Source organism: Emticicia aquatica, assembly GCF_923079645.1.
Taxonomy (GTDB): Bacteria; Bacteroidota; Bacteroidia; order Cytophagales; family Spirosomataceae; genus Emticicia; species Emticicia aquatica.
Genome location: NZ_CAKLPY010000005.1, coordinates 64,995 through 78,167 on the forward strand (window position 1 = coordinate 64,995; position 13,173 = coordinate 78,167).

At 38.0% G+C, this 13,173-nt stretch carries 9 protein-coding genes; all 9 read right to left on the reverse strand.

Going from position 1 to position 13,173, the window contains the following annotated elements:
* Positions 1 to 33 precede the first annotated feature (33 nt).
* The 9 genes from MJQ71_RS19085 to MJQ71_RS19125 all read right to left on the reverse strand — a co-directional run bounded on the left by MJQ71_RS19085 (position 34) and on the right by MJQ71_RS19125 (position 13,157).
* The gene (locus MJQ71_RS19085) at positions 34 to 1,575 is read right to left on the reverse strand and encodes an alpha-N-arabinofuranosidase (protein WP_238808536.1); all 1,542 of its coding nucleotides are present in this window, start codon (positions 1,573 to 1,575) and stop codon (positions 34 to 36) included.
* Positions 1,576 to 1,593: 18 nt separating this feature from the next.
* Complete coding sequence (locus tag MJQ71_RS19090; protein ID WP_238808537.1) at positions 1,594 to 3,516, reverse strand: alpha/beta hydrolase-fold protein; 1,923 nt, start codon at positions 3,514 to 3,516, stop codon at positions 1,594 to 1,596.
* 23 nt (positions 3,517 to 3,539) lie between these two features.
* Positions 3,540 to 4,655, reverse strand: coding sequence for an alpha/beta hydrolase-fold protein (locus MJQ71_RS19095; RefSeq protein WP_238808538.1), 1,116 nt, complete (start codon positions 4,653 to 4,655; stop codon positions 3,540 to 3,542).
* A 33-nt stretch (positions 4,656 to 4,688) separates the two neighbouring features.
* Complete coding sequence (locus MJQ71_RS19100; RefSeq protein ID WP_238808539.1) at positions 4,689 to 5,852, reverse strand: esterase; 1,164 nt, start codon at positions 5,850 to 5,852, stop codon at positions 4,689 to 4,691.
* 101 nt (positions 5,853 to 5,953) lie between these two features.
* On the reverse strand, positions 5,954 to 8,041 hold the full coding sequence (locus MJQ71_RS19105) for an alpha-L-fucosidase (RefSeq protein WP_238808540.1): 2,088 nt from the start codon (positions 8,039 to 8,041) through the stop codon (positions 5,954 to 5,956).
* Between the two features lie 52 nt (positions 8,042 to 8,093).
* Positions 8,094 to 8,978 carry an alpha/beta hydrolase gene (locus tag MJQ71_RS19110; protein WP_238808541.1) on the reverse strand — a complete coding sequence of 295 codons (885 nt, stop codon included), beginning with the start codon at positions 8,976 to 8,978 and terminating at the stop codon, positions 8,094 to 8,096.
* Positions 8,979 to 8,991: 13 nt separating this feature from the next.
* On the reverse strand, positions 8,992 to 9,828 hold the full coding sequence (locus MJQ71_RS19115) for a sialate O-acetylesterase (RefSeq protein ID WP_238808542.1): 837 nt from the start codon (positions 9,826 to 9,828) through the stop codon (positions 8,992 to 8,994).
* 15 nt (positions 9,829 to 9,843) lie between these two features.
* Positions 9,844 to 11,415 carry a glycoside hydrolase family 43 protein gene (locus MJQ71_RS19120; protein ID WP_238808543.1) on the reverse strand — a complete coding sequence of 524 codons (1,572 nt, stop codon included), beginning with the start codon at positions 11,413 to 11,415 and terminating at the stop codon, positions 9,844 to 9,846.
* A 68-nt stretch (positions 11,416 to 11,483) separates the two neighbouring features.
* Complete coding sequence (locus MJQ71_RS19125) at positions 11,484 to 13,157, reverse strand: glycoside hydrolase family 43 protein (protein ID WP_238808544.1); 1,674 nt, start codon at positions 13,155 to 13,157, stop codon at positions 11,484 to 11,486.
* Positions 13,158 to 13,173 lie beyond the last annotated feature (16 nt).

Below are 13,173 nucleotides of genomic sequence, written 5' to 3' on the forward strand. Positions count from 1 at the left end.
TTAAAAAAAACGAAGAATTAATTTAATCAAAAATTACTTTGAAACCTTCAATGTTATTACCGAATACGCGGGAATTGTCAGTTTCAAAACTCCTTTTTCCAATTTTGCACCCGAAAAATCTTTAACCGATACTTTATTTGGTTGCTCGAATGTATTATGGTCGCTGATGTTTGTAGATGCTAAGATTTGTCCTGAAACTTTTGAAAAATCTTCACCTCTTAGATTGATTGTAACTTCGTGCGATTTGCGGAAATCAATGTTAGTCAATGAAATATTCAATGCACCCGAAGCATCTTTTGATGCAGACGAAGAAACGGCTGTTAGTTTTTTACCGTTGAATTCGTAAGTTGGCGAATCAATGCTCATCGGTACAAGCGTAGCGTCTTGATGCACATTATACATTTTCATGACATGAAAAGTAGGCGTAAGCAACATTTTTTCTTCGTTAGTAAGAATAACCGCTTGCAATACATTTACGATTTGAGCCAAGTTTGCCCCACGAACACGGTCGGCGTGATTATTGAAAATATTGAGTGTAAGACCAGCAATCATGGCATCACGCATGGTATTTTGTTGGTATAAAGCCCCTTTGCCTTCGGCATCGGTTTCGTACCAACCACCCCATTCGTCAACAATTAAATCGATTTTTTTTTCGGGGTCATATTTGTCCATGATGGTGCTGTGCTTGGTTACGAATTCTTCCATTTTCCAAGCTTCATCCATTGTTTTGAAATATTGTGCTTCGGTAAAACCGACAGATGGCCCTTTGGTGTCTTTCCAACTCAAAACCGAATAATGGTGCAATGCCAATGCCGACATCATATTATGCGGGATGTTTTTCATCAAAGTTTCTGTCCACGCAAAATCATCGCTACTTGCACCCGAAGCTACTTTGTACAGTTTAGATTCTGGCGTTATGTCTTTCATAAACGTAGCATATTGACGATAAATATTGGCGTAATATTCGGGAGTCATGTTTCCACCACAGCCCCAAGCTTCATTACCTACACCCCAAATTTTGACGTTCCAAGGCTGTTTACGTCCATTTTGAATACGAAGGTCTGACATTGGGCTACCTGTTGGCTGATTTACATAGCTTACCCAATCGGCCAAATCTTGAACTGTTCCACTTCCAACATTTCCTGCCAAATAGGGTTCAGCTCCGATTCTTTCACACAGGTCAAGAAAATCGTGCGTCCCGAAACTATTATCTTCCGTTACTCCACCCCACCAAACATTCACCATTTTAGGACGTTTTTCTTTTGGTCCGATACCGTCTTTCCATTGGTAAGCATCGGCAAAACAACCACCTGGCCAACGAAGATTTGGCACTTTTAGCTCTTTTAGTGCTTGAATGACATCGTTTCTTACACCCGCTGTATTCGGAATCTTCGTGTTATTTTCGCCCACGTACATACCACCGTAAATACATCGTCCGAGGTGTTCGGCAAAATGGCCGTAGATGTGTTTATTTATTTTAGTTTTTGCCAAATCCGTATTTAACGTGATTTTGGTTTGGGCTGTTACAGTTAGGGCAATACAGCCTGCGATGAATGATAAAATTAGTTTTTTCACTTTATATTGACATTGGTTTTACTTAAACAATAACTGCGAGAATAGATATATATCGTGTCGCCAAACAGGCCAAGTATGTCCGCCCGCATATTCGCTATACTTGTATTTGATACCCATTTCATCAAATTTCTTCATCATAATTTGACAGTTGGCATGAGCAATGTCTTCTTTGCCACCTTGCGAAATCCAAAATTCTTTGATGTTGGCATTGATTTTATCTTTATTTGTATTCATAAACTCATACTGTGGGTCGGAAAGTTTGGTATTATTTGACCACCACCCAGAACTGAAAACACCTAAATAATTAAATAAATCGGAATTGCGAACACCTGCATGAAGCGTTTGCAAACCTCCCATCGAAAGCCCTGCTAATGCACGATTTTTAGCATCGGTTAGCACGCGGTAATTTGATTCTACAAACGGAATTACGGCATTTTTTAGTTCATTTTCAAATTGATTCAATTGCTGCATCCCAAAACCAGCAACTCCACCGCCACCACCATAGAAATTGCCATCAACCATTACTATTAGCATTGGTTTTGCTTTGTTTTCGGCAATCAGATTATCTAAAATTAAATCTGTTTTGCCTTGAGTTGCCCAACCACGTTGGTCTTCGCCACCCCCGTGAAGTATATATAATGCAGGGTATTTTTCGGTAGAATTATCATAACCTGGAGGAGCATAAATATATACTTCACGCCAAGAATTTGTAGCTTTTGAGAAATACTTTTTGATGCGAATATCGCCATGAGGGACATCTTTCAAAGCATAAAAACCACCTTCTTTGTACGGAATTTCAATGCCACTTGCCATGCGGCTCATACCGTAGAAAGTTTCGCTGGCGGGGTCGGCAACGGCTACGCCATCAATTAAAAGCGAATAATAATGAAACCCTCGGCTGATTGAATCGGTTGTTACATTCCAAAAACCGCTGGTGTCTTTTACCAAGTCGTATTTTTTGCCCAAATCTATTTGCACTTTTTGAGCTTCTGGGGCTTTTACTTTGAATATTACTCGATTATCGGGCAAAATTTGTGGGTATTTTGCATTACGGATATTGCTTGCCGCAGGAGTACCAAGTACAGAATATTTGGTAAAATTGCTTGGATTTGTAGGTTTAAACAAAAACTGTGAAAACATATAAAGTCCGTTTTTCCAAACCTTGAAATCGTGTCCACCTGCTTCTAAATAATAGATATGTGGCACGTCGTTTTCGTACATATATTCGTGCGTACGCTTGCTAAAAGTAATTAATCCATCGGCATCGCCACAAGAAATAAACAGCAACTTTAATTTATTTTTAGCTTCTTCGGGGTTTGGCAATAAATCCTTTGGAACCTTGGTATTTGGGGCAGAAGAAAATCCACCAACCCAAGCAAATTTATCAAGATTTCCTAAACCGAAATTCAACGATTGTCCGCCTCCCATCGAAAGCCCTGCAATCGCACGATTTTCACGGTCAGTTAGAGCTGCGTAGTTTTTTTCGATATACGGAATCAGGTCATTCAATAAATCTTTTTCAAAAGTTGCAAATGCTTCTACTTTGTCTTTTTCAAAGATATTTCCAATTGCTCGGTCGTCTTTCATGGCACGACCATTTGGCATTACAACAATCATTGGCTGGATTTTTCCTTCGGCAAAAAGATTATCCAAAATATTCTGTGGATTTGCTCCTTTAAACCATTCGAGATGGTCGCCACCGATACCGTGAAGGAGATAAAACACAGGATATTTTTTCTTTTTATCGTAGTTTGGCGGCGTGTAAACTAACGTTTTACGCTTGTTGCCAACTGTTTTAGAGTCGTAAAGTACTGTGTCAATTTTGCCTTTGGCAATGTCATTTCTGGCATTTTCGTAGCCTTTTGGCATTTCTTTTTCCATTTTTTGTGCGAAAGTCATAAAACTGCACAACACAAGGAAAACAACTATTAAACTTTTCATAAAATTGTAAATTTTAAAGATAGTTATTTAAAAAGTAACGGGGCCATTTGTAATAAGCTACGTCTCCAAGTTTGGAATTCGTGTGCTGTGCCTTCTGAAACATAACTTACGGCATTGAAACCAGTGGTTTTTAATTCTTCACCTGCTTTGCGAACCCCATCAGGGCGTTCTTTGCTTCCGCAGCTCAAAAAGATAAGTTTTGGTTGTGGTTTGTCTTTGAAGTCGGTTGATGCATACGTTCCACCGCTCAATAAACCATAGTAAGCAAACACATCTGGTTTGTTGAGAGTGATGGTTTTTGTTTCCATGCCACCCATCGAGAGACCAGCCATTGCACGTTGTTCTTTTTTGGCGATTGTTCTAAAATTGGCATCAACAAACGGAATTAACTCATCAACTAAAACTGTTTGGAAAGGCTCAATTTTGAATTCTCTGATTTTTCCCCATTTCACTTCGTTTGTCATTCCATAGGTATTTACTATAATAAAAGGCTTGATTTTACCTTCGGCAATGAGGTTATCTATAATCAAATTGGCTCTACCTTGGCTCATCCAAGCGGTTTCGTCTTCGCCCCAGCCGTGTTGTAAGTACAAAACTGGATATTTTCCTTTACCTTTTTCGTAGCCAGGAGGCGTATAAACGAATGCTCGGCGAGAAGTGCCAGTACTTGGCGATGGAAACAGAATTTGTTGAACATTTCCGTGAGGAACATTTTTAAGAGCGTAGAAATCTTCGTCTTGGGCAGGAATCTCAATACCGCTTTCCCAACGAACTGAACCATAATAATTTAATGTACCTGGGTCATTAAATTTTCCACCATCAATTCTAACATTATAATAATGAAAACCTTCGTCCAGCGGGCCTTCGGTTGTTCCCATCCAAGAGCCATCTTCTGTCTTTGCAAGTTTAGTGCCGCCACGACCACCAAGACCCAAACTTACTCTTACGCTATCAGCTGCAGGTGCTACGATTTTAAAACGTGCATATCCTTGTGAGTTTACCATTGGGTATTCCTGCTGTGGTTGGTTAAGCACCGAAGGCTTGAAATCTTCTTTTATAGTTGATTGTTGGGCTTGTGAAAAATTGATGCTACTCAGTATTGCGGTAGCAAGCAAAGTGATTTTGAGAAAGTTTTTCATTTTTTTATGGGTTGAATATTAAATGTCAAATTTTTATTTAAACAAAACTGGCAATGTTTCATTTAGGTATTTCTTCACGTTCATCCAAGTATGTCCGCCGTCGGTTACGTAGCTTTTGAAATTAATTTTCTTGTCTTTCAAATAGTTTTCCCATTCGGTTGTGCCTTTATACAAGAAATCTTCTGTGCCAATTCCTGAAAAAAGCAATTTGAAATCCTTGTTTGTTTTGTCAGGATTTGAAGTGATATTGGTAAAACTTTTGTCCATTTCAGCTGGAGAAATATACGATGCGTAGCTACATACATAAGCAAATTTATCTACATTATTGAAAGCCGTTCTGAGCGTTTGACCACCACCACGAGAAAAACCACCAATGGCACGGTTATCACGGTTATTGATGGTGCGATAGTTTTTCTCTATGTAAGGTATTACATTTGTTATGAGGTCGGTTTCAAATAATTTTATGCGTTTGAGGGCATCTTCACCATCTCGGCTCATTACATCGGATGGTTTGTCTTTGCCTGTTTGTTCGGCAATTCTTGCCAATGGATTTCCGTAAGGCATAACTACAATCATTGCTTTAGCTTTGCCTTGAGCAATCATATTATCGAGCATCAAATTTACTTTTCCTACTTTCCAAAATGTTTCTTCTGTATCAGTTGTACCACTGATTAGGTAATACACAGGATATTTTTTTGCCGTTTCTTTGGTATAACCTGCTGGCGTGTAAACCACCACCGTACCCGTAGAACCTTCAACGGATGGATAATATTGATAAGAAACAGAACCATGAGGAACATTTTGAAGAGCATAAATTGCAGGAGAATCTGCCGGAATTTCTACTAAACTTGCTTTGAAACGCTCATTTGGAAATAAATAGGTATTTGATGGGTCGTTTATAGTAGTACCATCTACTTTAAATCCATAAGGATAGATATCGGGCTTAACGGGACCAACTGTTATCGACCAAACTCCATTTTCGCCTTTTGTCATGGGTACATTCGCCGAACCAAATTGATTACCGTCAAGTAAAACTGTTGTTGCATTTGGAGCTAAATAAGAGAAAGTTACAGTCTTATCTGGGTTTACTTTTGGTGAAACCACATACGGTGGCCGTGGAGCTTGTGCAATGGATAGATGAGATATAGCCAGTAGTGCGACAAATCCAAATAACGGAAAAAATGTTTTGAGTTTCATATTGAATAGTGTTAAGTAATAATTTTTATTGTTTTTTTGGTTGAATAAAAAGACTTATTTTGGTTTTAATTTACTGCTAATCATTTTTAGCAATGAGTTAGTTATTTAGTTGTAATTATATCCAATTCGGCATAGCCCGATGCTGAACCTTCCTGAGCATTTTTTAATGCTGTAAACTTGACATATTTAGCAAAAATTGGCTTGAATGTTTTTATTTGCCAAAAAGGGTTGTTTTTTATATTTGAAAATTCACCCTCACTAATTGATTGCCAAGCTTTTCCATCCTCAGAAATTTCGAATTTATAATGCGTAATAATGCTTCCTTCTTCCCACCAATTTTGTGCAGGTAAGTACCGAAATCCTTGTAAATTTTCTGCCTTGCCTAAATCAATTACCAAGGCGGCAGGTAAAGCTTGGTTTCCTTTCTGATGCCAAGAAGTGTTGGGATTTCCATCCAAAAGATTATTGGCTGCTACCTCTTCTGTGCTTATGATTTTCCAATTCTTGCGAGAAATATCGAAGTACTCTTCACTTACAATGCTTGATTGTTTGGTAAATGGATTATAGGAAATAGCCTTTATTTCGACCTTTTCATCTGTGGTTTTGACTGTTGAAGTATACTTTTCTGATTTGGCCGTCGGCTGGCTTCCATCAAGTGTGTAGTATATTTCTGATTCTTTATCTCCCGAAACAAATTGTACCATACCTTCTTTATTTCGCAGGATGCTTGGAGGAGTCAGTACGATTGGAGCTTTATAAACTTCAATATTTGAGATGAGCGGACAACTTTTGGCATCCAAAATATTGAATCTTAACTTAGTTGCTTCCACAGTCGGAAATCTAAGGATTCGTTTGTAACCAATGGTCGTTTCTTTAGCGATTTCGACCCATTTTTTGTTTACGAATGCTTCTAAAGTAAATGCTTTTACTCGTTGACCAAATTGGATTGGCTCTTGTACCAAAAAACGATTAAATGACGTTGATTTGCCAAAATCCAAAGTAATTGATGCCGTTTTTTCATCATCATTGGTAGCCCAAAAAGTGTTTACATCATTATCAATTACTTTATTTGCTCCAAAAATTGTTTTACTTCCTCTTGTAAGATTGGCCGAAACTATCGCTTTTTTTGCCAAATTATTTGCAAAAGTTTCTTTCAAAGTTTTGGTTAAATCCTGAACAGCCTTTTCATCTTTTTCATGAATTAATCCATTTGGCATAATCGGAAAATTAAGTAGCATCGTAGCATTTCTACCTACCGAATGGTAATAAATATCAAGTAATTGAGGCAAGGTTTTTACTTTTCTGTCTTCACGTTCATGATAAAACCATTCGGGACGAATAGAAGTATTTACCTCGCCAGGCACCCACGCATTGCCATTTTCTACACCATGTCTTAGCATATTTTCTGGCACATCGCCAGTGGCATTCAACAAACTCCAATTGGTTTCGCCTACATAACCAGCTTCAGTTCCTACCCATCGCAAATCAGCTCTATCTCCGCCATCATTCCAGATTACAATATTTGGTTGCAGTTTTCGTACAAGTTTATACGTGTTTTGCCAGTCGTAATAGGTTTTTGCATCAATTTTTCGGGTTTCGTTTGCTCCACCATAGTAACCATTTCCACCGTTTGCACCATCAAACCAAACTTCAAAAATTTCACCATAGTTTGTTAGCAACTCTGTTAATTGATTTCTGAAATAAGTAATGTATTCTGGTTTTCCATAATCGGGATGATTTCTATCCCAAGGCGATAAATAAACTCCAAATTTTAGCCCAAATTCTTTACAAGCATCGGCCATTTCTCTAACAATATCTCCTTTGCCATTTTTCCACGGTGCTTTTTCAACCGAATAATCAGTATATTTTGATGGCCATAAGCAAAAACCACTGTGGTGTTTGGCAGTGAAAATAATGCCTTTCATGCCAGCTTCTTTGCAGATTCTTGCCCATTGCCTACAATCTAATTTTTCGGGGTTAAAAATCTTCGGGTCTTCGTTTCCAAAGCCCCAAGCCATGTCGGTATAAGTATTGACAGAAAAGTGGATGAAGGCATAATATTCCATTTTCTGCCAACGCAATTGATTTGCTGACGGAATTGGACCGAACGGCTTCGGTGCTGCATCTTGAGCCAAAACCGCCCTTGATAGAGCGATGAAACTACAAATTATCAACCAATTTTTTTTCATATTGTAACCCAAAATCAATGTTCTGTACGAGAATGTAATTATTAAAATGCCTTTATTTTATCAGATTATTTCGTTCCATCCAATCAAAAAGTGGATTCATCCAGTTTTTATAATGGTAAATAAAACCGTGGTCGCCTTTCGGGAAAATGTGCATTTCAGCTTCAACTTTGTTTTTACGTAATTGCTCAAAATAGAAAATACTATTATCTACATCAACCACTTTATCGTCGGCGGCATGAGTTAGCCATGTGATTGGCGTATTGGATTTTATTTGTAATTCATTAGAAAACAAGTCTTTATCTTCCTTTGATGGGTTTTTGCCAAGTAAATTATCACGTGAACCTCCGTGTGTAAGTGCATCTTGCATCGTAATCACAGGGTAAACGAGTATTTGAAAATCTGGACGGAGATTAATATTTTGAGGGTTTTCTATATACGATTTTTCAAAATGGGTGGCAGCAGTACTTGCCAAATGCCCACCTGCACTAAAACCAATTACACCAATTTTATTGCTATCAATGCTATATTTGTCAGCGTTTTCACGCAAATATTTTATTGATTGCTGGACATCTTGTAAAGGACCAATTTTCTTGTCCAGCATGATTTCGTCACTTGGTAAGCGATATTTCAAGACAAACGCAGAGATTCCCTTTTCGGCAAGGCTTTTGGCTGTTCCTAAACCTTCTCCGTTATAAACAATTACGCCATAACCACCGCCAGCTATCACGATTATGGCCGTACCATTAGGTTTTTCGGGTTTAATATATTCAAGAGTTGGGTTCGTAATTCCTTTATATAGACCACGGTCAGCACCTGATTCTTTAATATTTGAGGCTTTAGAATTTGGTACACCATTTGGGTATAGATTGATAATCTGCTGTGAAAAAGCAGAAAAACCACAGAAAAGAACGATTATTAAAAGAAATTTACTTTTCATTCAAGAGAAATGTTTATTTTTTTGAATACTGTATTAAGGTTTCTGCATAGCGTTTGCCAAATTCACGGACTCCTTCGCTATTAAAATGCAATTTGTCTGGAGCAGCAGCTAATCCTTTTGAAGAAACCACCACTGCATTTGGTATCGTTTGCGGCAGCGTGGCAATAATTTCATTATGACTAGCACATTTGCCACCTTGGTCGGCACCGACAACTTCGCCAGCTATGAGTGGAATGGAATTTGGGGCAATGTTTAAATCGGCTAAAATATCATCGTAAATCTTTTTTACTTGCGTTGGCCAAGTTTTATCACCAGTGTTTGATTCGCCTTGATGAAGTAAAATGCCTTTGATAACTCCTGATTTTTGAGCAATTCTTGCTATTTCAATCAATCTCTCGTAAGGACTTCCACCATAAGAATCTGCCATTTTAATCATCCACGGTTTTTCTTTGGCCGAAGAATCAAGATAGGCTTTGTACTTTTTTTTGTCAAATATTTCAATTTTACTTCCTGCAACGGCTACATGAACCAAGCCAAGAGATTGGTTTTGAGGCATGTTTTCAAGCATTGTACGTCCAAAATAATCGGCTGGAGAGAGGCGAGTATCACAACGGCAAAGCGGCGGTTTGGCATTATACCAGTGCCCTTTTTGACGGTCGAGTTTTGGACAATCCAGTGCTTCCAAAATTTTGAACCGAGCATCAATATTTACGGTATCTTGTGCTTCGATGCGTGCCGCCCCTTCCATATTTGACTGACCAATACAGAGATATATGTGAAAATTAGGGTCTTGAGCAAATACACTCCCAATCGTAAGAGTAAAGCAAATTGTTGCAAATATTTTTTTCATTGTTTTGGTTAGAGGTTATTCTTTTGAAATTTTATCTTCTATTCTGAAATAATCGAAATCAGCAAAACCGTCTACTTCTTTGGTAGCATAATTGAAAAGGCTAAATCTATAGCCCATAAAATGCGGGAGTGTATATGGCATTTTTAAAGGGTCTCCTATTTTAATCCATGATTTTCCGTCAAGACTGTAAAAGAAATGAGCAATGTCGGCTCTGTCTTTGAAATTGCATTCGGCTTTGAAAAAAACGGTGTTTTGTGGAATCTGAACTTTTTCAATTTCAACAGCTTTGCTTGCTTTGGTGCTGACCATGATGATAGATTTTGTGCCGTGTTCGATTTTTACACCGACTACTCCATAATTTTTTTGGAGTAAACCTAGTCCAGCAAAATCGCCATCTTTCATATTTGATACATCTAAAGAAATAGAGCCCGTACTTTCTGGCCCAATGGTACGCTGCGTGAGTGTATTTTTTGCAGAGACAAAAGAGGTATCAATTCTACCCGTTTTCAGGCGTAGAAAACCTTTTCGTGCAGTAATTGACCAAAGATTATTATCTGGGTTATGATTCCATTGCCAAACTAATGGCAATGCTTTTTCTCCCTTTTTTCGAGAAAATTCATCAGAATTTACAAGGTTTGGTATCAAGTTTTTGTTGGCTGGCAGATTTAAAGTCATTGGCACTTTTCCATTTTCACCCAAAACAGGCCAACCATCTTTCCACTCGACAGGCACTAAATATGGAATACGCCCAACACCTCCATTATCACGAAAAAGATAGGCAAACCAACGCCCATCGGGCATGTCAATTAAACCACCTTGTGCTACGCCTAAATCTTGTAATCCGACTTTTCCTTCCCAAGGTCCAGATATTTTATCGGCTCTGTGAATAATTACAGTTCGCATACCACCTCGTGGCCAACAGATATTGAAAAGATAATATTTGCCTTTAATTTTAAATAATTGCGAACCTTCCGCCCCTAACATGATTTTATCACCTGCAGGAGCAGAAGCGTTCTCTATCAACACTTTTTCTTCAACATCTTCTACTGGTCCACTCAAATCTGATTTTAATTCCAAAATTTTAAGTCTTCCTACCCCATAAATCATGTAAACTTTGCCATCTTCATCAAAAAATATGGTGTGGTCGTGGTAAGCAGGTTTGAATGTTTTTTCTTCCCAAGGGCCTTTGATATTTTTTGAGGTGAAAATATGCGTTTTGCCCGAAGTAGCAGCAAACGTACTCACATAAAATAAGCCGTTCTGATAACGAATACAACTTGCCCAAGAGCCTTTTCCGTAGGTATTTTGGCCATTATTGAGGCTCATCGCATCGTTTTCTACCAATTTATCATAGCAATAACTTTCCAGTTTCCAATTTACTAAGTCTTTTGAACTCATTATGGGCAAACCTGGACTCATGTGCATGGTTGTGCTACTCATGTAGTATGTATCACCCACACGAATCATTGATAAGTCTGGTACATCGGCATGAATGATAGGATTAACGGCCGACTGCTTTTGGGCAAAATTTTCGTTTCCCCAAAAAAGAATAATAATTGTTATGATGCCCAATAATTTACTTTTCATTATTCTCTTAAATATTAACGTTACTGATATAGTGATAAAAATCATTAGATAGGTAAAAAGAATAGTAATTACTTCAAAACAGCATCATTGCCACTATATTTCAAGAATTTAAAAGAGGCCGAGTTCTCAGATTTTTCTCCTAACGAAGTAGCATATAAACCATAAGTACAGCCAATAAAACTATTGGCGACTTTGGTACTCAAGAATTTACCATCTATTTGGTCTTTCAGAATATGCCATTTTTTTCCATCGGTCGAATAATGAAAGCTATACAATGCACCCGCTGATTGTATTTTGAAATTTAATTTTGCTGCAGATGTAGCCAATATTTCTTCGGTAACTAGTTCTGTGGTTTTATCTTTACTTTTGAAAAGCTGAATAACATCTTTGCCATCCGCATTTTTTGATTTAGCAGCGAAATAATAATGACGTTCATCTTGAAAAATCACTAATCCAGCTTTTTCATTGGTTGTTTTTGGTGAAAAAACTACTTCTGTTTCAGCCGAACTGGTTAAATGTTGTTGACGTTTTCCAACAAAAGATGGATTTCCATTTTCTGAAATCGTTTCGGGTTTGAGTTTAAGCGTTAAACCATTTTTTGAAGTTTTGAACGAACTGCTATCTACCGTTCTCAAAAACAACATCGAAAGGTCGAGTCCTTTATCGAAAGTCATTGTGTAAGCAAAATTTCCGTTTTGTGGCAAAACACCCTTCTGTTTTACTTCTTTTATATTGGTTTTGTATTTGTATTCGATGGCTTTTTCACCATGTTCAATCATCGGCCAATCGTTCACCCAAGTAAGTGGAGCAATAAACATTTCACGACCAGTATTGTAATAATCTCCTTCGTAAGGGCGAACGGCCAAGAAAATTGAGTACCAATTTCCATCTGGCCCTTCGATAAATTGAGCGTGACCTGCCGAAGTAATTGGATTCGGACGGTCGGCAGGCAAACCTCTTTGAGTCAAAACTGGATTTCCTTCAAATGGCACATAAGGCCCCCAAATATCTTTACTACGCAATGCCACTTGTGAGTGATTTACAGAAGTTCCGCCTTCGGCTGCGTATAAAATATACCAATCGTTACGTTTTAAAATGTGCGAACCTTCAATCCAAACTGGTTTTTTTGATAAATCAACACCACCGTTTACCAACTGCTTTTCTTCGCCAACTACTTTCAGATTTTGGTAATCAAATTCATACATTCTAATAGTGCGGTGACCTGAATAAAGTGGTTTTTTGTCGGGGGCATCGCTGTTGTAAATGATATAGGCTTTATCAGTAGCTTCATCAAAATAAATAGAAGGGTCGATGCCTTTTACTTGCGGAATTTTCACAGGATCGCTGTAAGGCCCCGCAGGGTTTTTGGATGTTACAACAAAGTTTCCATCATTGTCAATATCAGTACAAGTAACATAATAAGTGCCTTTATAGTAGGTAATGGCTGGGGCAAAAAGTCCACGGGTCATACGCTCGCCCATAAATTCCATTTGAGAAGGGCGGTTGATAACATTTCCGATTTGTTTCCAGTTTTTCAAATCACGGCTGTGCATGATGGGTAACCCTGGAAAATAGGAGAATGTCGAATGCACAGAATAATAATCTACTCCTACTTTTACAATGCTGGGGTCTGGGTAAAAGCCTGTCAAAATCGGATTGGTAAGAGTTACCTGTGCCGCTGCTATTTTTACGCAACAAACCAATACTATAATGCAACAAATTTTTGATAGTGTTTTTAACATTGTATTTTTTATTTAA

Coding starts and splice junctions, on each gene's coding strand:
- MJQ71_RS19090 (WP_238808537.1), bottom strand. CDS start 3,516: ATGAAAAGTTTAATAGTTGTTTTCCTTGTGTTGTGCAGTTTTATGACT.
- MJQ71_RS19095 (WP_238808538.1), bottom strand. CDS start 4,655: ATGAAAAACTTTCTCAAAATCACTTTGCTTGCTACCGCAATACTGAGT.
- MJQ71_RS19100 (WP_238808539.1), bottom strand. CDS start 5,852: ATGAAACTCAAAACATTTTTTCCGTTATTTGGATTTGTCGCACTACTG.
- MJQ71_RS19105 (WP_238808540.1), bottom strand. CDS start 8,041: ATGAAAAAAAATTGGTTGATAATTTGTAGTTTCATCGCTCTATCAAGG.
- MJQ71_RS19110 (WP_238808541.1), bottom strand. CDS start 8,978: ATGAAAAGTAAATTTCTTTTAATAATCGTTCTTTTCTGTGGTTTTTCT.
- MJQ71_RS19115 (WP_238808542.1), bottom strand. CDS start 9,828: ATGAAAAAAATATTTGCAACAATTTGCTTTACTCTTACGATTGGGAGT.
- MJQ71_RS19120 (WP_238808543.1), bottom strand. CDS start 11,415: ATGAAAAGTAAATTATTGGGCATCATAACAATTATTATTCTTTTTTGG.
- MJQ71_RS19125 (WP_238808544.1), bottom strand. CDS start 13,157: ATGTTAAAAACACTATCAAAAATTTGTTGCATTATAGTATTGGTTTGT.